Source organism: Streptomyces tubercidicus (assembly GCF_027497495.1).
In the GTDB taxonomy this organism is placed as follows: Bacteria; Actinomycetota; Actinomycetes; order Streptomycetales; family Streptomycetaceae; genus Streptomyces; species Streptomyces tubercidicus.
In genome coordinates this window covers 2,526,698-2,551,443 of record NZ_CP114205.1, presented here as the reverse complement: position 1 = coordinate 2,551,443, position 24,746 = coordinate 2,526,698, and the positions used below count along the sequence as shown (strand labels likewise).

General features: G+C 71.3%; 23 protein-coding genes. 13 read left to right on the top strand and 10 right to left on the bottom strand.

What is annotated here, in order from left to right:
- Positions 1-7: 7 nt before the first annotated feature.
- From STRTU_RS10730 to STRTU_RS10720, 3 genes are read right to left on the bottom strand one after another with little or no spacing between them, the layout of a single operon-like run.
- Complete coding sequence (locus STRTU_RS10730; RefSeq protein ID WP_159743336.1) at positions 8-781, bottom strand: AIM24 family protein; 774 nt, start codon at positions 779-781, stop codon at positions 8-10.
- Positions 778-1,461, bottom strand: a complete 684-nt coding sequence (locus tag STRTU_RS10725; protein ID WP_159743335.1) for an AIM24 family protein — start codon at positions 1,459-1,461, stop codon at positions 778-780. The genes STRTU_RS10730 and STRTU_RS10725 overlap by 4 nt, the downstream gene beginning before the upstream one ends.
- Entirely contained in the window at positions 1,461-2,099 is a 639-nt protein-coding gene (locus STRTU_RS10720) for an AIM24 family protein (RefSeq protein ID WP_159743334.1), read from the bottom strand. Before STRTU_RS10720 ends, STRTU_RS10725 begins: the two co-directional genes overlap by 1 nt.
- Positions 2,100-2,404: 305 nt before the next feature.
- On the opposite strand from STRTU_RS10720, the gene STRTU_RS10715 reads away from it, so the two are divergent.
- Both STRTU_RS10715 and STRTU_RS10710 read left to right on the top strand, forming a co-directional pair.
- Positions 2,405-2,755: a DUF3817 domain-containing protein gene (locus STRTU_RS10715; RefSeq protein ID WP_159743333.1), complete on the top strand. Its 351-nt coding sequence runs from the start codon at positions 2,405-2,407 to the stop codon at positions 2,753-2,755.
- Entirely contained in the window at positions 2,752-3,063 is a 312-nt protein-coding gene (locus tag STRTU_RS10710; RefSeq protein WP_159743332.1) for an MTH1187 family thiamine-binding protein, read from the top strand. Before STRTU_RS10715 ends, STRTU_RS10710 begins: the two co-directional genes overlap by 4 nt.
- Before the next feature lie 44 nt (positions 3,064-3,107).
- Here the strand turns inward: STRTU_RS10710 and STRTU_RS10705 are convergent, their stop codons facing one another.
- A complete protein-coding gene (locus STRTU_RS10705) occupies positions 3,108-4,094 on the bottom strand; it encodes an ArsR/SmtB family transcription factor (protein WP_159743331.1) in 987 nt (328 codons plus the stop codon).
- An 81-nt stretch (positions 4,095-4,175) separates the two neighbouring features.
- Between STRTU_RS10705 and STRTU_RS10700 the strand changes: the two genes are divergently transcribed.
- The 5 genes from STRTU_RS10700 to STRTU_RS10680 all read left to right on the top strand — a co-directional run bounded on the left by STRTU_RS10700 (position 4,176) and on the right by STRTU_RS10680 (position 9,944).
- Entirely contained in the window at positions 4,176-5,540 is a 1,365-nt protein-coding gene (locus tag STRTU_RS10700; RefSeq protein WP_159743330.1) for an MFS transporter, read from the top strand.
- A 44-nt stretch (positions 5,541-5,584) separates the two neighbouring features.
- On the top strand, positions 5,585-7,117 hold the full coding sequence (locus STRTU_RS10695; protein WP_159743329.1) for a hypothetical protein: 1,533 nt from the start codon (positions 5,585-5,587) through the stop codon (positions 7,115-7,117).
- A gap of 43 nt (positions 7,118-7,160) precedes the next feature.
- Complete coding sequence (locus STRTU_RS10690) at positions 7,161-7,670, top strand: MarR family winged helix-turn-helix transcriptional regulator (RefSeq protein ID WP_159743328.1); 510 nt, start codon at positions 7,161-7,163, stop codon at positions 7,668-7,670.
- 58 nt (positions 7,671-7,728) lie between these two features.
- Positions 7,729-8,061 (top strand): DUF3817 domain-containing protein, encoded by a 333-nt coding sequence (locus STRTU_RS10685; RefSeq protein WP_159743327.1) that lies wholly within the window; start codon positions 7,729-7,731, stop codon positions 8,059-8,061.
- Between the two features lie 182 nt (positions 8,062-8,243).
- Positions 8,244-9,944: a coenzyme B12-dependent isobutyryl-CoA mutase large subunit gene (locus STRTU_RS10680; protein WP_159743326.1), complete on the top strand. Its 1,701-nt coding sequence runs from the start codon at positions 8,244-8,246 to the stop codon at positions 9,942-9,944.
- 116 nt (positions 9,945-10,060) lie between these two features.
- On the opposite strand, the gene STRTU_RS10675 is transcribed toward STRTU_RS10680, so the two are convergent.
- A complete protein-coding gene (locus STRTU_RS10675) occupies positions 10,061-11,458 on the bottom strand; it encodes a sensor histidine kinase (RefSeq protein WP_159743325.1) in 1,398 nt (465 codons plus the stop codon).
- Entirely contained in the window at positions 11,455-12,177 is a 723-nt protein-coding gene (locus STRTU_RS10670) for a response regulator transcription factor (protein ID WP_159743324.1), read from the bottom strand. The genes STRTU_RS10675 and STRTU_RS10670 overlap by 4 nt, the downstream gene beginning before the upstream one ends.
- A gap of 57 nt (positions 12,178-12,234) precedes the next feature.
- On the opposite strand from STRTU_RS10670, the gene STRTU_RS10665 reads away from it, so the two are divergent.
- Both STRTU_RS10665 and STRTU_RS10660 read left to right on the top strand, forming a co-directional pair.
- Positions 12,235-13,470 carry a UDP-N-acetylglucosamine--N-acetylmuramyl-(pentapeptide) pyrophosphoryl-undecaprenol N-acetylglucosamine transferase gene (locus STRTU_RS10665; RefSeq protein WP_159743323.1) on the top strand — a complete coding sequence of 412 codons (1,236 nt, stop codon included), beginning with the start codon at positions 12,235-12,237 and terminating at the stop codon, positions 13,468-13,470.
- Complete coding sequence (locus STRTU_RS10660; protein WP_159743322.1) at positions 13,467-14,492, top strand: GDP-mannose 4,6-dehydratase; 1,026 nt, start codon at positions 13,467-13,469, stop codon at positions 14,490-14,492. Before STRTU_RS10665 ends, STRTU_RS10660 begins: the two co-directional genes overlap by 4 nt.
- 69 nt (positions 14,493-14,561) lie before the next feature.
- Here the strand turns inward: STRTU_RS10660 and STRTU_RS10655 are convergent, their stop codons facing one another.
- Positions 14,562-15,206: a TetR/AcrR family transcriptional regulator gene (locus STRTU_RS10655; RefSeq protein ID WP_159743321.1), complete on the bottom strand. Its 645-nt coding sequence runs from the start codon at positions 15,204-15,206 to the stop codon at positions 14,562-14,564.
- 408 nt (positions 15,207-15,614) lie between these two features.
- On the opposite strand from STRTU_RS10655, the gene STRTU_RS10650 reads away from it, so the two are divergent.
- From STRTU_RS10650 to STRTU_RS10635, 4 genes are all read left to right on the top strand, one after another.
- Complete coding sequence (locus tag STRTU_RS10650) at positions 15,615-16,586, top strand: tetratricopeptide repeat protein (RefSeq protein ID WP_159743320.1); 972 nt, start codon at positions 15,615-15,617, stop codon at positions 16,584-16,586.
- A 611-nt stretch (positions 16,587-17,197) separates the two neighbouring features.
- Positions 17,198-17,815, top strand: coding sequence for a DUF6230 family protein (locus tag STRTU_RS10645; protein WP_006603038.1), 618 nt, complete (start codon positions 17,198-17,200; stop codon positions 17,813-17,815).
- A gap of 128 nt (positions 17,816-17,943) precedes the next feature.
- The gene (locus STRTU_RS10640; protein WP_159743319.1) at positions 17,944-18,510 is read left to right on the top strand and encodes a DUF6114 domain-containing protein; all 567 of its coding nucleotides are present in this window, start codon (positions 17,944-17,946) and stop codon (positions 18,508-18,510) included.
- On the top strand, positions 18,500-19,768 hold the full coding sequence (locus STRTU_RS10635) for a hypothetical protein (protein ID WP_159743318.1): 1,269 nt from the start codon (positions 18,500-18,502) through the stop codon (positions 19,766-19,768). Before STRTU_RS10640 ends, STRTU_RS10635 begins: the two co-directional genes overlap by 11 nt.
- 98 nt (positions 19,769-19,866) lie before the next feature.
- Here the strand turns inward: STRTU_RS10635 and pyk are convergent, their stop codons facing one another.
- From pyk to pta, 3 genes are all read right to left on the bottom strand, one after another.
- Positions 19,867-21,294, bottom strand: coding sequence for a pyruvate kinase (gene pyk, locus STRTU_RS10630; RefSeq protein ID WP_159743317.1), 1,428 nt, complete (start codon positions 21,292-21,294; stop codon positions 19,867-19,869).
- Positions 21,295-21,355: 61 nt separating this feature from the next.
- Entirely contained in the window at positions 21,356-22,567 is a 1,212-nt protein-coding gene (locus STRTU_RS10625) for an acetate kinase (RefSeq protein ID WP_159743316.1), read from the bottom strand.
- 45 nt (positions 22,568-22,612) lie between these two features.
- Positions 22,613-24,709 carry a phosphate acetyltransferase gene (gene pta, locus STRTU_RS10620; RefSeq protein ID WP_159743315.1) on the bottom strand — a complete coding sequence of 699 codons (2,097 nt, stop codon included), beginning with the start codon at positions 24,707-24,709 and terminating at the stop codon, positions 22,613-22,615.
- Positions 24,710-24,746: the final 37 nt, after the last annotated feature.

The window sequence follows — 24,746 nt, the reverse complement described above, 5'->3', positions numbered from 1 at the left end:
GTATCGCTCACAGCCCGAAGCGGCGCTGGAGGCTCCCGAGGTTGCCGGGGAGCTGGGGCAGTTGTGAGCCACTTTGCGGGACGTGTCCGCCGCCGCCCGGAACGCCCGCTTCGGTGGGGACCTCGCCGGTCGCCAGCTCCGGCATCAGCTGCTCCGTCGACTGCAGCAGGACCGTGCCGGCGCCGACGAACTCGAATTGGTGCTCCTCTCCGGACGCCCCGCCGATGCCGGTGTGCGCCCGCAGCCCGCCCAGGAATCCTCGCAGGTACTGGTGGTCGTAGTGGTGGCACGGCGAGGGGCAGTCCGCCCAGCCGACGAGCGCCTGCGGGTCCACCCGGATCGGCGGTTCCATGAAGACCACGGGGCCGTTGGACGCGGCCACGAACTTGCCGGTGCCGATGAGGGTGAGAAAGCCCGGGATGATCGACTGCTTCAGCGACAGAGATGGCTGAAATGCGAGCAAGTTGCCCGAGCGAATCGTCAGGTTGCCGTCGTCCAGGTCGAAGGAGTTCACATCGAAGGCACGGTCGGCGAGCAGCATCTTTCCGCGGCCCTCGGCGACGACCCAGTCCGCGGCGTGCAGTGGCGAATGGAAACTTCCGGCGATCAGGCGGTCCAGGCGGCCGTGTCCGATGCCGTGGAAGTCGATCTGCCCGTAGTAGGCGATCATCTTCCCCTTCTGCAGGAACCACTGGCCGTCCAGCTCGACGCTGAAGGCGTAGGCGTTGACGTTGTCGTCGGCGGGGAGCGAGGAGACGTCGTGGATGACGGGACCGGTCACAGCTTTTCCTCCGACGCCTGTACGTAGACGGTGCCCTGGCCCGACAGCTCCAGCTGGAAGGCCTCGCCCGAACCCCGGCCGACCATGTCGCGCCAGCCGAGCGCCGTGGACAGTTTGTTGCGGACGTCGCCGCGGTGGGCGACATAGGCCTGCGGGTCGACATGGACCGGGCGCTGGGGAGTGATCGGCAGCTCGATCACTCCGCCGTGCGCCATCACCGCGGCCGAGCCGACGCCCTTGAGCGTCGTGGTGAACAAGCCCTGCCCGGTGACCTGGCCGCGGACCATGCCCATCACCCCGCCCTGCGACCCCATGAACATCGTGCCCTGTTGCAGCGAGCCGTCGAAGGCCAGCAGCCGGTCGGCCTCGACGTAGAGCGTCTCGCCCGTCAGGTCGACGACATGGACGTGGTGGCCGCCGTGGCCGAACATGACCGTTGCGATGGGGGCACCTCCCTGGCCATTAATGCCTTGGGGGACCTCTACGGTCATCAGGGGGGTGGCCTCGTTCGCGACCCGGCGGCCGATCATCGAGCCGATGCCGCCCTGGCCGCCCTGGATGTTCGGGGTGAAGGAGACCTCGCCGCGGTAGGCGAGCATCGCGCCGCGCTGGCTGAACATCCGCTGGCCCGGACCGATCCTGGCCTCCACGATGCGGGAGTTGAGCGCCGTGAACGGCATCAGACCTCACCGCCCACGGTGTTGCGCTCGCTGGGCTGCACGTAGACCAGGCCCTCGCCCTCGAAGCGGATCTGGAAGGCCTCGCCGGAGCCCTCCCCGATGAAGCTGCGGAAATTCACCCCGGACTGGAAGTGCTGTGTGAGGTCGCCGGTGTGGGCGATATAGGCGCCCGGGTCGACCTGGAGGGGGTACTGCTTGGTGACCCGCAGCACCACCGCGGTGCCATGGGACGTGATCGCCGCCTGGCCGCTGCCCTCGACGGTGGTGGTGAACAGGCCGTTGCCCTGGGAGGCGCCGCGCAGGCCCGTGAAGGTCGTGCCCGTACGGAGCGCGGCTTCCGTGCACAGCAGATTGCCGGCCTCCACGAACAGCTTCTCGCCCTGCAGCCGCACCAGGTTGATCTCACTCGCGCGATCGGCGAAGTAGCAGGTGCCGTGGCCCTTCACCTCCATCACGGCCATCTGCTCGCCCGTGAGCCGCCGGGTGACCATGCCGCGCAGGCCCTCGCCGCCGCCGGACATCTTCTTGAATGCCATCTGGCCGTCGTACGCGACCATCGCACCGTTTTTCGCCTTGACGGCGTCGCCCGTCATATCGACGGCGAGCACCTTGCTCCCCTGGAGCCGAAACTGAGCCACGGGTCAGACGGTAGTCGGCCGGAGCCGCGCCGGGCAGGTCCTTCGTCCCTGATATCGCCCTGATTCCCGTCCCGGACGCCGGGCCGCCGGTCCATGCCTCACCCCGGCGCGAGGCCCGCCGCGGCGGCTTGTCACAATGGGCGAAGCTTGTGAACCCTTGCACAAGCAGTACGCCCACCCGTCACCCGACCTCCGCCCCCAGAAGACGGCGCTGCGCGCCGACCGCCCGCCCGTCGCCCGACCTCCACCCCCAGAAGACGGCGCTGCGCGCCGACGGCCCATCTGCCACCCGAAACGAGGTTCCCGTGGACATCAAGACCGCCGCCGCCCTGCACCGCCTGCGCCTGGCCTCCATCCCGGAGGCGATCTCCTTCCCGGCGCTGCTGATCTTCGGCACCGGCTTCCGCCTGGCCTTCGACTACGACTCGCTGGTGATGCCGCTCGGCATGATCCACGGTCTGCTCTTCATCACCTATGTGGTGCTGCTGCTGGACGTGTGGAACCGCACCAAGTGGCCGGTCAAGCGCGTCGCCTTCTTCTTCGTGCTCGCGATCCTGCCGTTCGGCGGCCTCTTCGGGGACCGGATCCTCAAGCGGGAGGAAGCGGCCGGCGTGATCGCGGCCCGCGCCCGCAAGGAAGGCGTCGTGAACGCATGATCGTCGCCTTCTCCGTGAGCCCGCTGGGCGTCGGCGAGGACGTCGGTGAGTATGTCGCCGACGCGGTCCGGGTCGTCCGGGAGTCCGGACTGCCGAACCGTACGGACGCCATGTTCACCTCGATCGAGGGCGAGTGGGACGAGGTCATGGACGTCGTCAAGCGCGCGGTCGCGGCCGTCGAGGCCCGCGCCGGGCGGGTCTCGCTGGTGCTGAAGGCGGACATCCGGCCGGGCGTCACCGACGGGCTGACCTCGAAGGTCGAGACGGTGGAGCGGTACCTCACCGAGGACGGCACGCCCCGGACCTGAGCGGTCCCGGGCGCCCTGGGTGCCCCGGGTGCCCCGGCGGGGCGTCAGCCGCCTGCCGCCAGGGCGATCCCCAGGGGCGTGCGCTCGTAGAGCACCTGATGTCCGTGCCGGCGCGAGGTCAGCAGACCGGCGTCGCGCAGCACGGACAGCTGCCCCGAGACGGAGGACGGCGCCAGGCCGAGGCGGTGGGCCAGGGCCGTCGTGGTCGACGGCGCGTCCAGCGCGGCCAGTACGGCGGCGCGGTTGGCTCCCAGCAGCCGGGCCAGCGCCGGACCCGGCTCCGGCTCGGTCCACAGCCCGCCGATCCCGCGCGCCGGGTAGATCACGGTGGGCTGCCACGGCGGGTCGAATCCGCTGACCACGTCCGGCCACACGAAGACGCTCGGCAGCAGCAGCACCCCGCGGCCGTCCAGATCCTGGAGCTGCGCGAAGTCCGTACGGTTGCGGACTGTCAGGGTGCCGCCCGACCAGGACAGCCGCGGATGCAGATCGGCGAACAGCCGCTGGAGTCCGCCGCCCGCCAACTGCCGTGACCGGTAAGCGATCTCGGCCTCCAGCAGCGCCCGCAGCCGTGGCCAGTCCGGTGCCAGCAGCGCCCGCCAGGCTCGTTCGGTGACATCGGCCAGCTCCTGGACCGCCCGCGCCGGATCGGCCAGCGCCGCCCGGCCGCGCGCCGACTCCGCGGTATCCGGCCGCCCCGCCAGTGACTTGGCCATCTCGGCGCGGGCCAGGGCCGGATCGGTGGCGCGCAGCCGCGCCAGCTCCTCGTCGAAGCCGGCCATCGGGGTGTCCGGAGGGCGGCCCAGGAAGTCCGGTGTGTAGCCCGGGGACACCGACGGCATGAAGAGCCACAGCGGCGTCAGATCCAGCCCGGCCAGCGTCTCGCGCATCCGGCGCAGCCACGGCGCGTGATAGCCGTGCCGGTCGGCGCGGCACAGGGTCCGTACGGCCTCATGGGTCTCGCACAGCGGGGAGACCGCGAACCGGATACGCAGCAGATCATCGGCGCCGAAATGCAGGGTCACCGGCACGGCCGCACGCTCCCCCCGACGCGGGATTCGGCTGGAGCCGAAAGACTACGGGGCCGGACCGGGCTCCGGCAGGCTGCGGAGATGCCCTCGCCTTCCGGGCCCGCGCCGTCGGGCCGTCTTCCCGCCTGCCCTGACGGGGCTCCCGCCTGCTCCGACGGGGGCGCCACCTGCTCCGACGGGGGCGCCACCTGCCCCGATGCGAGCGCCGCCGGTGCCGGACCGTACGCCGGGGGCGCGTCCCGCCCGGACGGCTACCGGGCCGTCTTCGCCGTCCCCGAGTTCCGCTGCGTCTTCGCCGCGCATCTGCTGTCGTCGCTCGGCGTGGTCGTCTGCGAGATCGCGCTGTCCGTCCTCGTCTTCCGGCTCACCGCCTCGCCGTTGCTGAGCGCCCTGACCTTCGCGCTGGGGCTGCTGCCGTACGTCGTCGGCGGGACGCTGCTGTCAGCCGTCGCCGACCGGTATCCGGCCCGGCGGGTGCTGGTCGGCTGCGATCTGCTGTGCGCACCCGCGGCGGCGGGGATGGTGGCACCGGGCACCCCGGTCGTGGTGCTGCTGGCGCTGCGCTGTGTACTCGCGGCCATCGCACCGGTCTTCGCCGGGACCCGGGCCGCGACCCTGGGGGAGATCCTCGGCGAGGGGGAACTGTTCGTCCTGGGGCGCTCGGTGATCCGCATCGTCAACCAGAGCGCGCAGCTCGCCGGGTTCGCCGCGGGGGGACTGCTGCTCGCCGTGGTGTCCCCGCGGGCGGTGCTCGCGCTCACCGCCGTCACGTTCCTCGGGTCGGCGCTGCTGCTGCGGCTGGGGACCCGGGCCCGCCCGGCGCGGAACGGGGTCCGGGGCGAAGCGCTGCTGGGGGCCTCGCTGGGCGGCGTCCGGCGGCTGCTGGCCGACCGCCGGGTGCGGGCGCTGCTGCTGCTGACGTGGCTGCCGCCGGCGTTCGTGGTGATCCCCGAGGCGCTGCTGGTCCCTTACGCCGGTCTGCTCGGCACCGGGCCGGCCGGCGCGGGGCTGCTGATGTGCGCCATGCCCATCGGCGCGGTGGCCGCCGAGACCCTGGTGGGCACCTTCCTCGGACCCCGCGCCCGCGCCCGCCTGACCTTCCCCATGGGCCTCTTCGCGGTGCTCCCCTCCCTCGGCTTCGCCGCCCAGCCCTCGCTCGGCTGGGCGGTCCTGCTGCTCGTACTGACCGGCACCGGCATCTCGTACAACTTCGGCGTCGACCGCTGGTTCGCCGACGCGGTCCCCGACGCGCTCCTGGGTCAGGCGATGACCGTGCTCCAGGCCGGGCGGATGACGGTGATGGGCCTGGCGATGGGACTGGCCGGCGCCGCCGCGGAGTACGCACCACTGCGGGTGGTGATGCCGGCGGCGGGGGTGGTGGGGGCGGTCTGCGTACTGGCGGTGATCTTCGAGGTGCGGCGTACGGGCGCAGACCCTCGGGAATAATCCGCTGGGTCAACCGGGCGGGAAGCGAAACGCGGGGAGAGGCTGTGAGCAGCGGGGGATTCGACCGGCGGGTGCGGCTGGTCGTGGAGTTCCACGGGGACGTGACGGACCGGGAACTGCTCGACGAGACGCTGGCTGAACGGTGCTGGCCGGTCGTCCGTGAACTCGCGCCGGAGGAACGGGCGCACTTCGCCGAGCCCACGGCTCCCGGGACGTTCTTGTGGGTCGAGGCGCGTCTCAAGGGCGCGCGCAGAGGGGCGGAGCGCGCCGCTGCTGGGGAACTGACGGCGTGGCGGTCGCTCCGCGCGCTCGATGTCCGGGTCCACCACGCCAAGGCGTGCGCGGTGGGCGAGGACCCCCACACCTTGTGGGCGGTCCACCGCACCCCCGCCCACGAGTGCCTGCGGGGTCGCCTTGCGGTACTGACCGGCATCCGCGACACCGGCCACGTGGTGGGGGCAGCCACGCGGGACCGGGCGCGGGAGGCCGCGCGGGCGGTGCTGGGCCCGGATGGTCCAGGCCCCGAGACACCGCCCCTTGACGTCCGGCTGGGGTGGACGGACACCGAGCCGACGGCCGACCCGCCGACGCCCGGAGCGGGGCCGGGGGCCGCGCCCTTCGTTCTCACGGTGCTGATGGCCCTGTTCGCCGGTCTGGCGCTGAGCGCCGCGGGTCCGATGTCGGCGTACGCCGCCCTCGCCGCGGTGGCGGCCTGCGGGACGGTCGCCCTCTCGGGGTGGCTGCTGCACCGGGTCTCCCATCCGGAGCGTCAGCGCGGTGCCAGGGCTATCGGAAGCGCGGTGGCCGCCGTCACCACGCTGACGGGATGGCTGCTCGGTACCGTCTCCGGCGACCCCGCAAGGGGCCTGTGGATATCCCTGTTCCTCGCCGTTGCGGCGCTTCTGGCGGGCGGCATCCGGGCACTGGTCCGGCAGTGGAGCAGTCCGCGCGAGGCGTTGCAGTGGGTGGTGCCCCTGGTCGCCTCCTTGGCCCTGACCCTGACGCCCGCACTGGGCGGCGTGGTCCACTGGCTCTACCTCGCCCCGTTCGGCCTGACGCCTGATGATGTCGACGTGCCCGCCGTCCGGCGGGTGATCGCGGCATTCAGTTTCCTGCCGGTGCTGCCCGCCTGGCTCGTGGTGGCCGCTCTATGGGGTTATGCCAAGCACTTCCACCAGGTGGTCACGCATCGGTGGATGCCCGTCACGGCGATCGCCCTGATCGGCGTCTTCTGCACGCTGTTGCCGCTGCTCCAGGTGTCGCTCCACGCGGCGCGGGCGGGGGAACGAGCCTGGCACCGGGCCGCCGGCGACCAGGCCCCGGGCGCCTACTACGGCATCGAGCCCCAGCTGGCCTGCATCGAGCCGCTCAAGCCCCGGATCGCGGCGGAGGGCGGAGTGCTCGTACCCCGCCGCCCGTATCTGCTGCTCGGGAGCGCGGGCGGGACGCTCGCGCTGTGGGACGTCAGGCGGCGTCTGCCGCTGAAGGTGCCATCGGGAGACGTGACGTCGGTACCCGTGGGAGACCACAGCTTCAGGTGTTCCGTGTCCGGACCGCAGGCCGGGACCGGAAAATGAGACGCGGCTGACCACCATATGGCCGCCGGGTAGTGTCGGACGCGTGCCGAAGCCGCTCAGCCTTGCTTTCGATCCCATCGCGCGTGCCGATGAACTGTGGCAGCAGCGATGGGGTGCCGTGCCCTCGATGGCCGCGATCACCTCGATCATGCGCGCCCATCAGATCCTGCTGTCCGAGGTGGACGCGGTGGTCAAGCCGTACGGGCTGACCTTCGCCCGCTATGAGGCGCTGGTGCTGCTGACCTTCTCCAAGGCCGGTGAGCTGCCGATGTCGAAGATCGGTGAGCGGCTGATGGTGCACCCGACCTCGGTGACCAACACCGTCGACCGGCTGGTGAAGTCCGGGCTCGTCGCCAAGCGGCCGAATCCGAACGACGGGCGGGGCACGCTCGCCACCATCACGGAGAAGGGCCGCGAGGTGTGTGACGCGGCCACCCGCGAACTGATGGCGATGGACTTCGGGCTCGGGGCCTATGACGCCGAGGAGTGCGGGGAGATCTTCGCGCTGCTGCGGCCGCTGCGGGTGGCGGCGGCGGACTTCAAGGACGAATAGGGCGCGTCCGGAGGGGGGCGGCGAAGATCGCCCCGGAAGGGCTGGATACGCTCAGGGCATGAAGCGAAGCGTCCTGACCCGCTACCGGGCGATGGCCTACCTCACGGCCGTGATGCTGCTGGTGCTCTGCACCTGCATGGTTTTCAAGTACGGCTTCGGGATGGGCAAGGACCTGACCCTCGTCGTCTCCCAGATCCACGGCGTGCTCTACATCATCTATCTGGTCTTCGCCTTTGACCTGGGCTCCAAGGCCAAGTGGAAGTTCGGCAAGCTGCTGTGGGTGCTGATCTCGGGCACCATTCCCACCGCGGCGTTCTTCGTCGAGCGCCAGGTGGTGCGGGAGGTCGAGCCGCTGATCGCCGGTGACGCTCCGGAGCCGGTGAAGGTCTGACGACCGCCGGGCCCCGGACCGCCCGGCCGCCCGGAAACCCCGTGGAACGCGCCTGTCCCTTTCGAGGGGCGGGCGCTTTTGCGTGACCCATGCCCTTACGCAGGGTGAGTATCACCCTGCACAGGGCGACTCACGGGCCCCTCCCGTCGACAAGTAGTAGGACGTCCTAGTAAATTCAAGGTATGGACGCTGACGCGATCGATGAGGGCCGCCGCCGCTGGCAGGCCCGGTACGACTCCGCCCGTAAGCGGGACGCGGACTTCAGCACGCTTTCGGGTGATCCCGTCGAGCCGGCGTACGGGCCCCGGCCCGGGGACTCGGTCGAGGGGTTCGAGCGGATCGGGTGGCCGGGCGAGTTCCCCTTCACGCGAGGGCTGTATCCGACCGGCTACCGGGGGCGGACGTGGACGATCCGCCAGTTCGCGGGCTTCGGCAACGCCGAGCAGACCAACGAGCGCTACAAGATGATCCTCAAGGCGGGCGGCGGCGGCCTCTCCGTCGCCTTCGACATGCCGACCCTCATGGGTCGCGACTCCGACGATCCGCGGTCGCTGGGCGAGGTCGGGCACTGCGGCGTCGCCATCGACTCGGCCGCCGACATGGAGGTGCTGTTCCGGGACATCCCGCTGGGTGATGTCACGACCTCCATGACGATCAGCGGTCCCGCCGTACCGGTCTTCTGTATGTACCTGGTCGCCGCCGAGCGGCAGGGGATCGACCCGGGTGTCCTGAACGGCACACTGCAGACGGACATCTTCAAGGAGTACATCGCGCAGAAGGAGTGGCTCTTCCCGCCGGAGCCCCATCTGCGGCTGATCGGCGACCTGATGGAGCACTGCGCCCGCGGCATCCCTGCGTACAAGCCGCTCTCGGTCTCCGGCTACCACATCCGCGAGGCGGGCGCGACGGCCGCGCAGGAGCTGGCGTACACCCTCGCCGACGGCTTCGGCTATGTGGAGCTGGGCCTCTCCCGCGGGCTGGACGTCAACACCTTCGCCCCCGGCCTGTCCTTCTTCTTCGACGCGCATCTGGACTTCTTCGAGGAGATCGCCAAGTTCCGCGCCGCGCGCCGGATCTGGGCCCGCTGGATGCGCGATGTCTACGGCGCCACGAGCGAGAAGGCGCAGTGGCTGCGCTTCCACACCCAGACCGCCGGGGTCTCGCTGACCGCCCAGCAGCCGTACAACAACGTCGTCCGCACCGCCGTCGAGGCGCTGGCGGCCGTGCTCGGCGGTACGAACTCGCTGCACACCAACGCCCTGGACGAGACCCTCGCGCTGCCCAGTGAGCAGGCCGCGGAGATCGCGCTGCGCACCCAGCAGGTGCTGATGGAGGAGACCGGCGTCGCCAATGTGGCGGACCCGCTGGGCGGTTCGTGGTTCATCGAGTCGCTCACCGACCGGATCGAGGCGGACGCCGAGAAGATCTTCGACCAGATCAAGGAGCGCGGCCGCCGGGCGGTGCCGAACGGCGAGCACCCGATCGGCCCGATCACCTCCGGCATCCTGCGCGGTATCGAGGACGGCTGGTTCACCGGCGAGATCGCCGAGTCCGCCTTCCGGTACCAGCAGGCGCTGGAGAAGGGCGACAAGAAGGTCGTCGGCGTCAACTGCCACCACGGCTCGGTCACCGGCGATCTGGAGATCCTGCGGGTCAGCCATGAGGTCGAGCGGGAGCAGGTGCGGGTGCTCGCGGCGCGGAAGGCGGCGCGGGACGACGCCCGGGTGCGGGCCGCGCTCAAGACGATGCTGGACGCCGCACGGGCCGGCGGCAACATGATCGAGCCGATGCTGGACGCCGTACGGGCCGAGGCGACGCTGGGCGAGATCTGCGATGCCCTGCGCGATGAGTGGGGTATTTACACCGAGCCTGCCGGGTTCTGACGCCCGGTCGGCCGGGAGAGGCGAAGGAGGGCGGGGCGGCGGGGCCTGGTACCTGCCGCCCCGCCCTCGTGCGCCGGTAGTCGGGGCGGCGAGGCAGGCCCCGCCCGCCGCCCGCGCTACGGAAGCGGAATCCGCAGCCGGAAGAGCGCCCCGCCCCCCGGTGCCTGCTCGGCGGTGAGGTCGGCCCCGTGGGCACGGGCGATCTGGCGGGCCATCGCCAGGCCCAGACCGGAGCCGGGCAGCGCGCGGGCCGCCTTCGCGCGGTAGAAGCGGTCGAAGACATGGGGCAGATCGCCGGCCTCGATGCCGGGGCCGTGATCGCGGACGGTCAGCTCCAGCGCGCCCGGGACGGGGGAGAGCGCGGTTTCGACCGGGCCGCCCGGCGGGGAGAACTTCGCGGCGTTGTCGAGCAGGTTGGACAGCAGCCGGGCCAGGCGGGCCGGCACCCCGGGGACCGTGGCGTCCGCCGCGGCCGGGTCGATGGCGGTGGTGAAGGTGAGCTCCGGCCAGTGCTCACCGGCCGCGCCCACCGCGTGCTCCAGCAGGGCGGCCGGGCGCACCTGCTCGACCAGCGGCTGGGGTTCCTCGTCCCGGGCGAGTTCGATCAGATCGTTGACGAGCGTGGTGACCTCGCGCAGCTGGCGGCCCAGCGCCGCCGAGGCACGGTCGCGCTGGGCGTCGGTCAACCGGTCGGCGCGGGCCAGGAGTTCGGCGTTGGTGCGGAGTGCGGTCAGCGGGGTGCGCAGCTCATGGGAGGCGTCGGCGACCAGCCGCCGCTGGGCGGTGACGGACTGCTCCAGTTCGCCGAGCATGGTGTTGAAGCTGGTGGCCAGCCGGGTGATCTCGTCCTCCCGGGCGGGCGGGCCCGCGGGGAGTTCGATGCGGTGGCGTGCGTCGCGGGTGGCGGCGATGCGCTCCGCGGTGGCGGTGAGCCGGGCGACCGGTGCCAGGCCCGTACGGGACACCCAGTAGCCCAGTGCGGCGGCCAGCAGGACACCGGCGCCGCCGACCCCGGACAGCGCCCAGGCGGCCTGCTGCACGCCCCGGTCGACGGTGTCGGAGCGCTGCGCGACCTGCACCGCCTCGTCCTTGTCCGCCAGGCGCGTGGTGAGCATCCGGACCGGATGGCCGGCCACCGTCAGCTTCGTGTAGAACGCCGCGCGCCGGCCGTCGGCGACCTGCCGGGTGGCGTCGGAGACGGGCAGCACATACCGCTTGCGCGGGTCCTTGGCGGGGTCGGACGGCACGATCTGGATGCAGGCCGAGGCCGGGTACTGGCACAGGGTGTCACTCGGCGTCGGGCCCCAGTCGTGGCGGTCCCGGATGGCCTGGGCGGCCGTCTGGGTCAGGTTCAGCTCCAGTTGCCGGGTCATCTGGTGGTCGAGGATGACGAACGCCGCCGCGCAGATGCCGACCGCCACCACCGCCACCGCGGAAGAGGCCGCCAGCGCCAGCCGGGCGCGCAGCGGGCGGCGGCGCCGCCAGCGGGCCCCCAGGCCGCGGGTGCCGGTCATGCGCCCTCCGCGTGGTCCAGGCGGTAGCCGACCCCGTGCACGGTGTGGACGAGCCGCGGCTCGCCGCCCGCCTCCAGTTTGCGGCGCAGATAACCGATGTATACGGCCAGGGAGTTGGAGTCCGGGCCGAAGTCGCGGCCCCAGACGCGCTCCAGGATGACCTCACGCGGCAGCACCTGTCCGGGGTGCAGCAACAGCAGCTCCAGCAGCGCCCATTCGGTGCGGCTGAACTCCAGGGGGCGGCCCGCCCGGTGGCCGGTGCGGGTCACCGGGTCGACGACCAGATCGCCGAAGGACAGCTGGGTGTCCTCCACGGACGGGGCCGACGCCCGTCGCAGCAGGGCCCGGACGCGGGCCACCAACTCGTCCAGGGCGAACGGTTTGACGAGGTAGTCGTCGGCACCGGCGTCGAGCCCGTCGACCCGCTCGCTGACCGAGTCCAGTGCGGTCAGCACGAGGATCGGGGTGCGGTCGTCCAGTGCGCGCAGCCGGCGGCAGACGGCCAGACCGTCCAGGACGGGCATCATCACGTCCAGGACGAGGGCGTCCGGCTGCCAGGCGGCGACCTCCGAGAGGGCGGCCAGGCCGTCGGCGGCGCCGCGTACCGCATAGCCCTCCACGGCGAGGCCGTCCTCGACGGCGGCACGCACCTCCGGCTCGTCATCGACGACGAGGATCTTGGGGGCCGGGGTGTTCCCGGGGGTGGGCGGCATGGACATAGGCTGCCAAACACCTCTCTTAGAAGCTTCTTAGGGCGTATCGCGAGCGTGGCGGCCATGCGCACACCACTCTCTGTCGTGATCGGTGCGGGCGGCACCGGCGGTCATATCTATCCCGGACTCGCGCTCGCCGACGCGCTCCGCCGGGCCGTGCCCGAGGCGGTGATCTCCTTCGTCGGGACCGAACGCGGCCTGGAGACGCGGCTGATCCCGCAGGCCGGATACCGGCTGCACACCGTTGACATGATCCCCTTCGATCCCGCGCTAGGCGCCCGACGCTATCTGCTGCCGGCCGCGCTGCTGCGCTCGGGCGGCCAGTGCCGGGCGATCCTCAAGGAACAGAAAGCCCAGGTCGCGGTCGGTATGGGCGGTTATCCGAGCGCCCCGGTGATCGTCGGGGCGCGGCTGGCCGGGCTGCCGAGCGTGATCCATGAGTCCAACGCGGTGCCCGGCCGGGCCAATAAGTTCGCGGCCCGGCTCACCCCGCATCTCGCCCTCGCCTTCGACCGCAGCCGGGAGCATCTGGCGGGCGGTGAGCGGGCCGAGACGGTGGGCATGCCGCTGGTCGGCCCGCTGGCCGACCTGGACCGCGAGCGGCTGCGCCCCACCGCCCGCCGGGCGTTCGGCGTTCCGGACGAGGCGCGGCTGCTGCTGGTCAACGGCGGCAGCCTGGGCGCCGCCCGGCTGACCGAGGCGGCGGTGGGGCTGGCCGGGCGCTACCGGTCGCGTACGGATCTCCGGCTGCTGATCAAGACCGGGCCCGCGGCCCTGGAGGAGACCCGGGCGCTGCTGGCCGCCAACGGGGGCGCGGCGGTCGCCGAGGCCGTGCCGTACCTCGACCGGATGGATCTGGCCTATGCGGCCGCGGATCTCGTGGTGTGCCGGGCCGGTTCGGCGACCGTGGCGGAGCTGGCCACGATCGGGATGCCGGCCGTCCTCGTCCCGTATCCGTACGCGCCGGGCGACCACCAGACCCATAACGCGCGGGTGCTCTCCGACGCCGGGGCGGCGCTGCTGCTGCCCGACGCACAGACCTCGGCCGAGCGGCTGGACGCCCTGGTCGCGCCGCTGCTCGACGATCCCGGCCGGCTCGCCGCGATGGGCGCGGCCGCCGACCCCGGCACCCACGCCCGCGCCGCCGACCTGCTGGCCGCCAAGGTGCTGGCGCTGGCCGGCCACCAGGACCCCGCGCAGTCCCATCCCGCGGAGCCCCACCCCGCGCCCCTGTATCCCGCACACCCGCACCCCGCACACCCGCACCCCACGCACCCCACGATGAAGGAGTCAGCATGAGCAGCAGCAGCAGCAACAACAGCAACAGCACGCAGCAGTGGACGGGCCGCAAGGTCCTGGTCACCGGGGCCGAGGGGTTCATCGGCTCGACCCTGGTCGACCTGCTGGTGGAGGCCGGCGCCGAGGTGCGCGCGTTCGTCCATTACAAGCCGTACGGCGAAAAGGGAAATCTGGCGCGCTATTTCGTGCCGGGCGGTCCCGTCGAGATGATCGCGGGCGATGTCCGGGACGCGGGCCGGGTGATGGACGCGGTCGCCGGCTGCGACACCGTCTTCCATCTGGCCGCGCTGATCGGGATTCCGTACAGCTATGACTCCCCGGGCGCGTATGTGCAGACGAACGTGGTGGGGACGGAGAACGTCGCGGAGGCCAGCCGTCGCCATGCCGTGCGCCGTCTGGTGCACACCTCCACCAGCGAGGTGTACGGGACGGCGCTGACCGCGCCGATCAGCGAGGACCATCCCCTCCAGCCGCAGTCGCCGTACTCCGCCTCGAAGATCGGCGCGGACATGATGGCGCTGTCGCACCGGCACGCCTTCGAGCTGCCGGTGACCGTGGTGCGGCCGTTCAACACCTATGGGCCGCGGCAGTCGGCGCGGGCCGTGATCCCCACGATCCTGGCCCAACTCCACTCCGGCGCCCGGCAGATCAAGCTCGGCTCGCTCACCCCGACCCGCGATTTCACCTATGTCACGGACACCGCTGCCGGGTTCCTGGCGATAGCCGACTGCGACCGGGCGCTGGGTGAGGTCGTCAACCTCGGCACCGGGCGGGAGATCGCGATCGGCGCGCTCGCCGAGGCGCTGATCGCGGCGTCCGGGCGGGAGGCCGAGGTGGTGGTGGACGCCGCGCGGCTGCGCCCGTCCGGCAGCGAGGTCGAGCGGCTGCTGTCGGACAACTCCCGGGCGCGGGAGTGGGCTTCATGGCAGCCGGCGGTCTCGCTGGAGCAGGGCCTGAAGTGGACCTCGGAGTGGGTGGCGGAGCATCTGCACCTCTTCGCGGCGGACCGCTACCAGGTCTGACCAGCCCCTGCACCGGGGCCTGCATCGGGGCCGGGTGTCCGCCGCCGCACCGCGGCGCGGCGCCCGGCCTCAGCCCTGGCTGTCCAGGCCGCCCAGGCCGCCGAGGAACAGCGCCGTGAAGTCCCGCCCCCACGCGGCGTCCACGGGCTCGCCGCTGACCAGGGTGCGGTGCACGATCGCACCGGCGATCACATCGAAGATCAGGTCCATGTTGCGGGTCGCGGCCCGCTCGCCCTCCTCGCCGGTGGTGTCCGGGGGCAGCTCACCACGGGCCTGGGCGCGCGAGCGGCCGAGCAGGACCAGCCGCTTCTGGCGGTCGACGATCGCCGAGCGGATCCGCTCGCGCAGCGCCCCGTCGGTGGTGGACTCGGCGACCACGGCCATCAGCGCCGTCTTGGTCTCCGGCCGCGCCAGCAGCGCGCCGAACTGCAGCACCACACCCTCGATATCGGCCCGCAGAGAGCCCCGGTCGGGGAGTTCGAGCTCGTCGAAGAGGACCGCCACGGCGTCCACGACGAGCTCGTTCTTGTTGGCCCAGCGGCGGTAGAGCGTCGTCTTGGCCACACCGGCGCGGGCCGCCACATCGCTCATGGTCAGCCGCCCCCAGCCCAGGTCGACGAGCGCCGCACGGGTCGCGCAGAGGATCGCCCGGTCGGTCTCGGCGCTGCGGGGGCGGCCCGTGCGGCCCTTGCGGGGGCTGGCGGAGTGGTGCATGCGGGCGACCATACCGGGCAGTACGGGGACGACCGGTGCGCACCGTGAGCGAGATCACTCCGTGCGGGGCCGGAAGCGGTGGTGGCTCAGGGGCGCGGGGGAGTTACGCTACGGGTCGTAGCGTAAGAGCGATAACCACTGGCCGTGGGTGGGGACCCATGGCCGCGCACGACGGCCCTCCTCGGGGCCGTGAGCACGGTCCTCCTCGGGGCCGGATGGGCAGTGATCCCCGGACGCACACCGGCATTCCGGCGGGGTGTGCGGACGGGGCGCGGGCCCGGCGAAAGGTCCGGCGGCGGCGCCGGAGCGGCCTTCCGCAGCACCGACCGCAGTACCGATCAGATCGCCGACCGCCCCGCTTTCCGGATCGCTTTTCGGAACGGGCCGCCCAGGGGGGAGGATGGACCCATGCAGCCACGCAATATGTCCATGAGTGGAGTCGTCGACCTCGCAGCGGTGAAGGCGGCCGGGGAAGCGAAGCAGAAGGCGGAGCAGGCACGCGCCGAGGCCGCCCGTACGGGCCGGGCGCCGACGAGCGGTGCCCGCCTGGTGTTCGACGTCGACGAGGCGGGGTTCCAGCAGGACGTCCTGCAGCGCTCCACCGAGGTTCCGGTTGTCATCGACTTCTGGGCCGAGTGGTGCGAGCCGTGCAAGCAGCTCGGTCCGCTGCTGGAGCGGCTCGCGGGGGAGTACGCCGGCAAGTTCGTGCTGGCCAAGATCGACGTCGATGCCAACCAGATGCTGTTCCAGCAGTTCGGGGTGCAGGGCATCCCGGCGGTGTTCGCGGTGGTGGCCGGTCAGCCCATCCCGCTGTTCCAGGGCGCGGCCCCCGAGTCGCAGATCCGCCAGGTGCTCGACGAGCTGGTGCGGGCCGCGGAGCAGCAGTTCGGGATCGTGGGGGCGCCGGTCGACGCGCAGGGCGCGGACGAGCAGCCGGAGGCCGAGGCCCCGGTGCCGGCCGGTCCCTATGACGCCCTGCTGGAGGCCGCGAACCAGGCGCTGGACTCCGGCGATCTGGGCGGTGCCATCCAGGCGTACAAGAACGTGCTCTCCGACGACCCGGCCAACCCGGAGGCCAAGCTCGGTCTGGCGCAGGCCGAACTGCTGCACCGGGTGCAGGATCTGGATCCGCAGGCGGTGCGCAAGGAGGCCGCGGAGAACCCGGCCGATGTGCCGGCGCAGATCCGTGCCGCGGACCTCGATCTGGTCGGCGGTCATGTCGAGGACGCCTTCGGGCGGCTGATCGACGCGGTGAAGCGGAACGCGGGCGCCGACCGGGAGGCCGCGCGGGTGCGGCTGCTGGAGCTCTTCGAGGTCATCGGCGCGGACGACCCGCGGGTGACGGCGGCCCGTACGGCGCTGGCCCGGGTGCTGTTCTGACCCGCTGTCTGCTGACTCGCCCGGTTGTGACCAGTACGGCCTCCGCGAGTTGACCAAACAAACGGAGTAGCGGCCACGTTTTACCAAAACTTGGTAAACGTGGCCGCTGTTACTTCAAGTAAGTCTGAGCGGCCCTCTTGCGGCACTGTGTCCGCAATTGCCGTATGTCCTCTCGCTGTTAGTGACGACGGTGTGTGTCCAGTTGATCTCGCCCGGTGTCGGCGTGTTTATCGTGCCGTTACCCGCAAGTAACGAGCCCCTTGTGCGGCGGCCGTGAATGGACCACGATCGGCCACGCTCGGTCCATTCCCGCAGCCCGGCATCCGGCCGGTGTCGCGGGGTACTTGGGTCCCCACCGAGTGGTCGGCGGCAGTGGCGCCGACCGTGGACAGGGGGGTCTCTGCCCCACCCGGCAGGGCCTGTCCAGGAGGTTGCGCGAGAGCGTGGCCAGTGGTTGTCGCTCGGGGGTGATCGCCGGTGTTCGGAACACGATGTGCCTCCGAGACAGGCGCTCTCCTTCCCGAGGACGTAGCACTTCTCCCATCCCAGGTAGCGCCGGCCCAACTCGGGCGGCAGGTACCGGAGATGTACGTCCGAGAAGGAGGAAAGTCATGGAGTCCCTGGCTCGTGGCGGGACCAGATGGAAGCGGTTCGCCGTCGTCATGGTGCCGAGCGTCGCGGCGACCGCCGCGATCGGTGTCGCCCTCTCGCAGGGTGCGCTCGCGGCATCGTTCAGTGTGTCCGGCCAGCAGTTCAAGGTCGCTACCGACCGCCTGGACGGCACCGGATTCGTTCAGTACGGAGCCATTGACGCCCAGAAGGGCGGCAAGCAGGTCCCGGTGGCGGTCTCGGGGTTCTCGAACGCCAAGATCAAGAACCTGTGCCAGTCGGTAGTCGTTCCGGTCCCGGTCTTCGGCGATGTGTCGATGAAGCTGTCGGCCGGTGGCGGTGACACGCCTGTCGAGGCGAAGAACCTCTACATCGACCTGGACCAGCTGTCCGCGGACGCGACCTTCAACAACATCGACATCGGTGTTGCTGCGGGCTCGACGACCAAGGGTCCGGGCATGCACAAGGGCGACAAGGCCGACCCCGGCTCGTTCGCCCAGCAGGCCGACTCGGCCACGCTGACCCACGTCAAGCAGACGGCCTGGGCCACGACGGCCGGCACGTTCAAGCTCAGCGGCCTCAAGATGAGCGTCGCCAAGGGCAAGAGCGAGTGCTACTGACGCACTGAGCGTGCGGGCGCGGGGCGAGCTGTAGCGGCCCAGGCCGTTCCCCGTGCCCGTACGCGGGTAGCTCAGTAGGACACTCAGCACAGAACCACCGATTTGCCAGTCCCGAGGAGCTGTACGACATGAGCGCCGAAACGCGACCACGGCTGATCGAGACCATCGGCCGGAAGCGGATTTCGTTCCGGGAGTGGCGCGGACACCGCCCGTTCTGGGGCGGCATGCTGACTCTGCTGGCCGGCATCCCGATCATGTACATCCCTTACGCGAATCTCACGATCGGTTCCCTGACCGTCCGCATGGCGACCACCGCCGGCGCCGGCTCGCTGATCATCGGCGTACTGCTGGTCGTACTCGGTCTGACCATGTGGTTCCAGCCCGCCTCGCGTGTCTTCGCGGGTGTGGCGGCGATTCTGCTCTCCCTGGTCTCCCTGGTCGTCTCGAACTTCGGCGCCTTTCTGATCGGCTTCCTTCTGGGGCTGATCGGCGGTGCGCTCGGTGTCTCCTGGGCGCCGGGCAAGGCCACTCAGGGCGCGAGCGACGACGGGGAGCGGGGCCGCGAGACGGTCGCCGGACCGGTGGTCGCCACGCACCCGGCGCCTGCCGGCGGTCCGGGGTTGGGCGATGGACTGGACGACCTGTCAGGAACGAGCCCGACCAACGGAACGAACGGGAGGCACCGTGCCGGGTGACGAGCTGCACGAGAGCGCAGCTGCCGGGGCGAGAAACGGCCCCAGGCACGCGGCGCCGAGAAAGCCCCTGCTGACTCGGTTCCATGTGCCCGCGGGCAAGGCGATAGCCATCGCCGCCATGCCGTCCGCCGTGCTCATGGGGATGGGGCTGACGCCACAGATGGCGATAGCCAAGCCCGCGCCTCCCAAGAGCCCCTTCAAGGACGGCCCGTGCGTCACTGCTCCGGACAAGGTGGAGCAGAAGGACGGTGCGAAGGACGGCAAGGACGAGGGCAAGGACGAGACCAAGCCGTCCGGCGAGTCCTCTGCCTCGCCGTCCCCCTCGGCCGGCGAGGACACGGACAACAAGCCCGGGTCCGAGCCGTCCGGTTCCGCGAAGCCCGATGAGCCCGCGGGCTCCGCGACCCCGTCGCCGTCGGCCTCCGAGGGCGAGGACGACAAGAAGGACGACGGCGGCATCCTGGGCGGCATCGGGGATGCGCTCGGCGGCCTCCTGGGCGGGGACAAGGACGACGACAAGGACGAGGAGACGGCCGCCTCGCCGAGCCCCTCCGCGTCCGGCACGGCCTCCCCGAGCCCCTCGCCGTCCGCCTCGAAGGACGCCGGGTCCGCCGCGGACAAGGTCACCAAGCCGGTCGAGGACACCGTCGACGGTCTCAAGGACGGCGCCGCCAAGGACGGGTCCAAGACGGTCAACGACACCGTCCACGGCGCCGTGGGCGCGGCGGACAACGCCCTGCCCGGCGGCGGTCTCGACGGCAAGGACGCCGACGGCAAGAAGGCGTACCCCTGCGTCGTCGAGAACAAGCAGAAGGGCGACGACGAACAGACGCCCGCCACCCTGCCCGACGACCCCTGGCACCTGGAGTCCAGCGCGCTCACCCTGCGCGGTCTGAACTACGAGGGCGTCGTCAACGTCAAGACCCAGAACGGTCACACCAAGCAGGCCCTGAAGTTCACCGCCGACAGCGTCGACATCGGCGATCTGCACCAGACCGTCGACGACCGGGCGTCCGGCAAGAAGTACCACGTCCAGGCGTCCCAGGGATCCACGTCCACGATCCGCGGCGGCAAGGTGACCATGTACACCGAGCGGCTGGAGGGCAACCTCTTCGGGCTGATCCCGATCGTCTTCGACCCCGAGCACCCGCCGCCGCTCAACGTCCCGTTCGCGTACTTCACCAAGGTGAAGATCGACCAGGCGGGCCAGTTCGGCGGCAACCTCCACGTCCCGGGTCTGCACCAGTTCATGACCTGAGGAATGCCCCGGGCCACCGGCCCGTTCGGGAGCCGCGGAAAAGGCGGTGGGTCACCCCCCACAGGGGGCGGCCCACCGCCTTTTCGTGCGCCGGTGCGTCAGACCTGCTCGCCGCCGAGGTGGTGCACCCGGACCATGTTGGTGGTGCCGGGGACGCCGGGGGGCGAACCGGCGGTGATGAGCATGGTGTCGCCCTTGCTGTAGCGCTGGAGCTTGAGCAGCTCGGCGTCCACCAGGTCGACCATCGCGTCGGTGTTGTCGGCGTGCGGCACGATGAAGGCGTCGACGCCCCAGCTCAGCGTGAGCTGGTTGCGGGTGGACGCCTCGGTGGTGAAGGCCAGGATCGGCTGGGCCGCGCGGTAGCGGGAGAGCCGGCGGGCGGTGTCACCGGACTTGGTGAAGGCCACCAGGGCCTTGCCGTTGAGGAAGTCGGCCATCTCGCAGGCCGCGCGGGCCACCGCACCGCCCTGCGTCCGCGGCTTCTTGCCGGGCACCAGCGGCTGCAGGCCCTTGGAGAGCAGCTCCTCCTCGGCCGCCTCGACGATCTTCGACATCGTCTTGACGGTCTCGATCGGGTACTGGCCCACCGACGACTCGGCGGAGAGCATCACCGCGTCGGCGCCGTCGAGGATGGCGTTGGCGACATCGGACGCCTCGGCGCGGGTCGGCCGGGAGTTGGTGATCATCGACTCCATCATCTGGGTCGCCACGATCACCGGCTTGGCGTTCCTGCGGCACAGCTCCACCAGGCGCTTCTGCACCATCGGGACCTTCTCCAGCGGATACTCCACCGCCAGGTCACCACGGGCGACCATGACGGCGTCGAAGGCCATCACGACCTCCTGCATGTTGGCGACCGCCTGCGGCTTCTCGACCTTGGCGATGACCGGGACCCGGCGGCCCACCTCGTCCATGACGCGGTGCACGTCCTGGACGTCCTTGGCGTCCCGCACGAAGGACAGCGCGACCATGTCGCAGCCCATCCGCAGGGCGAACTTGAGGTCCTCGATGTCCTTCCCGGACAGCGCGGGGACGTTCACCGCGGCGCCGGGCAGGTTGATGCCCTTGTGGTCGGAGATGACCCCGCCCTCGATGACGATGGTCCGCACCCGCGGGCCGTCGACCTCGGTGACCTGGAGCGCGACATTGCCGTCGTTGATCAGGATCGGGTCGCCCTTGGACACATCGCCGGGCAGGCCCTTGTACGTCGTCCCGCAGATGGTCTTGTCACCGGCCACGTCCTCGGTGGTGATGACGAACTCATCGCCCCGCACCAGCTCCACGGGGCCGTCGGCGAAGGTCTCCAGGCGGATCTTGGGGCCCTGGAGGTCGGCCAGCACACCGACGGCGCGGCCGGTCTCCTCGGAGGCCTTGCGGAGGCGGTGGTACCGCTCCTCGTGCTCCGGCTGGGTCCCGTGGCTCATATTGAAACGGGCCACGTTCATACCGGCCTCGATCAGCGTCTTCAGCTGCTCGAAGGAGTCGACGGCGGGGCCCAGGGTGCAGACGATTTTGGAACGGCGCATGGGCAGAATCCTATCGGTTTGTTTAGCTGCGGAATATTTCGGTAGGTGGAAACACCGAGTCCTAGGCGCTGACCAGGGCGTATGTCTGCTGGGCGATCTCCAGTTCCTCATCGGTCGGGACGACGGCGGCCGCGACCCGGGCGTACTCGGGGGAGATCAGCCGGGGCTCGCCGGACCGTACGGCGTTGCGGTCGGCGTCCACGGCCAGACCCATCTCCTCCAGGCCCGCGAGGGCGGCCGCGCGCACCGGGGCGGCGTTCTCCCCGACGCCCGCGGTGAACGCCACCGCGTCGACCCGGCCGAGCACCGCGGTGTAGGCCCCGATGTACTTCTTCAGCCGGTGGATGTAGATGTCGAACGCGAGCCGGGCGCGCTCATCGCCCTCGTCGATCCGGCGCCGGATCTCCCGCATGTCGTTGTCGCCGCACAGCCCGACCAGCCCGCTCTTCTTGTTGAGCAGCACATCGACATCGTCCTCGGACATCCCCGCGACCCGCTTGAGGTGGAAGGTCACCGCCGGGTCGATATCGCCGGAGCGGGTGCCCATGACCAGGCCCTCCAGCGGGGTGAGCCCCATCGAGGTGTCCACACAGCGGCCGCCGGCCACCGCCGAGGCGGAGGCGCCGTTGCCCAGGTGGAGCACGATGACATTGACCTCGGAGGGGTCCTTGCCCAGCAGTTCGGCGGTCTTGCGGGAGACATAGGCGTGCGAGGTGCCGTGGAAGCCGTAGCGGCGGATGCGGTGCGCGTCGGCGGTCTCCACGTCGATGGCGTAGCGGGCCGCGTACTCCGGCATCGTGGTGTGGAAGGCGGTGTCGAAGACCGCCACCTGCGGCAGGTCGGGGCGCAGCGCCCGCGCGGTCCGGATGCCGGTGAGGTTCGCCGGGTTGTGCAGCGGGGCGACCGGCACCAGCCGCTCGATCTCCTGGAGCACCGCGTCGTCGATCACGGTCGGCTCGGTGAACTTCAGCCCGCCGTGCACCACCCGGTGCCCGATCGCGGCCAGCTCGGGGGAGTCGAGGCCGAGCCCGTCGGCGGACAGCTCCGCGGCGACGGCCTTCAGCGCGGCCTGGTGGTCGGCTATCGGGCCTTCGGTCTCGCGCTTGTCGCCGCCGGTGGCCAGCGGGGTGTGGGCCAGGCGCGAGGTCTCTTCGCCGATCCGCTCGACCAGGCCGACGGCGAGCCGCGCCCCGTCCCGCATGTCGAGCAGTTGGTACTTCACCGACGAGGAGCCGGAGTTGAGGACGAGGACGCGGGTGGCGGTGGCAGTCATGGAGCGCTTTCCGGTGGGTGGGGCAGACGGGTGGGGGGGCCTGGGTCAGGCGGTGTGTGCGGCGCCGGGACGGGCGCCCTGGGCCTGGACGGCGGTGATCGCCACGGTGTTGACGATGTCCTGCACCAAGGCGCCGCGCGAGAGGTCGTTGACCGGCTTGCGCAGCCCCTGGAGCACCGGGCCGACGGCGACCGCACCGGCCGAGCGCTGCACGGCCTTGTAGGTGTTGTTGCCGGTGTTCAGGTCCGGGAAGATCAGCACGGTGGCCTTGCCCGCGACATCGGACTCCGGCAGCTTGGTCTGCGCGACCGCCGCGTCCACCGCCGCGTCGTACTGGATCGGGCCCTCGACCAGCAGATCGGGGCGCAGCTCGCGGACGATCTCGGTGGCCTTGCGGACCTTGTCGACATCCGCTCCGGAGCCGGAGGTGCCGGTCGAGTACGACAGCATCGCGATCCGCGGCTCGACGCCGAACTGGGCGGCGGTGGCGGCCGACTGGATGGCGATGTCCGCCAGCTGCTCGGCGTCCGGGTCCGGGTTGACCGCGCAGTCGCCGTAGACCAGCACCCGGTCGGCCAGGCACATGAAGAAGACCGACGAGACGATCTGGGCGCCCGGCTTGGTCTTGATGATCTCGAAGGCGGGCCGGATGGTGGCGGCGGTGGAGTGCACCGCGCCGGAGACCATGCCGTCGGCCAGGCCCTCCTGGACCATCAGCGTGCCGAAGTACGAGACATCCGCGACCACGTCGTAGGCCAGCTCGACGCTGACGCCCTTGTGGGCGCGCAGCGCCGCGTACCGCTCGGCGAACCGCTCGCGCAGCCCGGAGGTCTGCGGGTCGATGATCTGCGCGCCGGCCAGGTCGATGGCCAGGTCGGCGGCGCGCTTGCGGATCGACTCCTCCTCGCCCAGCAGCGTCAGATCGCAGACATCGCGGCGCAGCAGCACATCGGCGGCGCGCAGCACCCGCTCCTCTCCGCCCTCGGGGAGGACCACGCGGCGGCGGCCGGCGCGGGAGCGCTCGATCAGCTCGTGCTCGAACATCATCGGCGTGACCCGGCCGGAGCGCGCGACGGAGATCCGGTTGGTCAGCTCCACGGTGTCCACATGCCGCTCGAAGAGGCCGAGCGCGGTCTCCGCCTTGCGCGGGGAGGCGGCGTTGAGCTTGCCCTCGATGGCGAACAGCTCGCCCGCGGTCGGGAAGGAGCCGCCCGGTACGGAGACGACCGGGGTGCCGGGCGCGAGCCGGCCCGCCAGCGCCATGATGTCCGGTCCCGGCCGCTCGTCGAGGGTGAGCAGCACCCCCGCGATCGGCGGGGCACCGGCGCTGTGCGCGGCGAGCGAGCCGACGACGAGGTCGGCGCGGTCCCCGGGGGTCACCACGAGGCAGCCGGGGGTGAGCGCCTTGAGGAAGGTCGGCAGCATGGCGCCGCCGAAGACGAAGTCCCGGGCGTCCCTGGCGAGTCCCGAGTCGTCGCCCAGCAGCACCTCGGCGCCGAGGGTGTGCACGATCTGGCCGACGGTCGGCGCGGAGAGCGAGCCGTCCTCGGGGAGCGCGTAGCAGGGCACCGGGAGCCGGGCGGAGAGCCGCTCGACGATGGCCTCGCGGTGCTCGGGGGCGACCCGGTTGACGACCATGGCGACGACATCGCAGCCCAGCGAGTGGTACGCCTGGTAGGCGTTGCGGGCCTCGGCGCGGACGGACTCGGCCTCCTGGCCCTGGCCGCCGACGACGGGCAGCACCGCGGCACCGAATTCATTGGCGAGCCGGGCGTTGAGCGCCAGCTCGGCGGGGAGGCTGGTGTCCGCGTAGTCCGAGCCGAGCACCAGGACGTACTCATAGTCCCTGGCCACGGCGTGAAAGCGGTCGACGAGCCGGGAAACCAGCTCGTCGGTGCCGCGCTCGGCCTGGAGGGTGGCCGCCTCGGTATAGCCGATGCCGTAGACGGTGTCGGGGGACTGGGTGAGCCGGTAGCGGGCCCGCAGCAGATCGAAGAGCCGGTCGGGTCCGTCGTCGTGCATCAGCGGGCGGAACACCCCGACCCGGTCGACATGGCGGGTGAGGAGTTCCATGACTCCCAGCTCGATGACCTGGCGGCCGTCGCCGCGGTCGATACCGGTCACGTACACGCTGCGCGTCACGCGTGCTCTCCGATCCATTTCCGTTGGTCGCAAGGTC

Coding starts and splice junctions, on each gene's coding strand:
- STRTU_RS10725 (WP_159743335.1), bottom strand. CDS start 1,461: ATGCCGTTCACGGCGCTCAACTCCCGCATCGTGGAGGCCAGGATCGGT.
- STRTU_RS10710 (WP_159743332.1), top strand. CDS start 2,752: ATGATCGTCGCCTTCTCCGTGAGCCCGCTGGGCGTCGGCGAGGACGTC.
- STRTU_RS10700 (WP_159743330.1), top strand. CDS start 4,176: ATGCCCTCGCCTTCCGGGCCCGCGCCGTCGGGCCGTCTTCCCGCCTGC.
- STRTU_RS10685 (WP_159743327.1), top strand. CDS start 7,729: ATGAAGCGAAGCGTCCTGACCCGCTACCGGGCGATGGCCTACCTCACG.
- STRTU_RS10680 (WP_159743326.1), top strand. CDS start 8,244: ATGGACGCTGACGCGATCGATGAGGGCCGCCGCCGCTGGCAGGCCCGG.
- STRTU_RS10675 (WP_159743325.1), bottom strand. CDS start 11,458: ATGACCGGCACCCGCGGCCTGGGGGCCCGCTGGCGGCGCCGCCGCCCG.
- STRTU_RS10670 (WP_159743324.1), bottom strand. CDS start 12,177: ATGTCCATGCCGCCCACCCCCGGGAACACCCCGGCCCCCAAGATCCTC.
- STRTU_RS10665 (WP_159743323.1), top strand. CDS start 12,235: ATGCGCACACCACTCTCTGTCGTGATCGGTGCGGGCGGCACCGGCGGT.
- STRTU_RS10660 (WP_159743322.1), top strand. CDS start 13,467: ATGAGCAGCAGCAGCAGCAACAACAGCAACAGCACGCAGCAGTGGACG.
- STRTU_RS10655 (WP_159743321.1), bottom strand. CDS start 15,206: ATGCACCACTCCGCCAGCCCCCGCAAGGGCCGCACGGGCCGCCCCCGC.
- STRTU_RS10650 (WP_159743320.1), top strand. CDS start 15,615: ATGCAGCCACGCAATATGTCCATGAGTGGAGTCGTCGACCTCGCAGCG.
- STRTU_RS10645 (WP_006603038.1), top strand. CDS start 17,198: ATGGAGTCCCTGGCTCGTGGCGGGACCAGATGGAAGCGGTTCGCCGTC.
- STRTU_RS10640 (WP_159743319.1), top strand. CDS start 17,944: ATGAGCGCCGAAACGCGACCACGGCTGATCGAGACCATCGGCCGGAAG.
- pyk (WP_159743317.1), bottom strand. CDS start 21,294: ATGCGCCGTTCCAAAATCGTCTGCACCCTGGGCCCCGCCGTCGACTCC.
- STRTU_RS10625 (WP_159743316.1), bottom strand. CDS start 22,567: ATGACTGCCACCGCCACCCGCGTCCTCGTCCTCAACTCCGGCTCCTCG.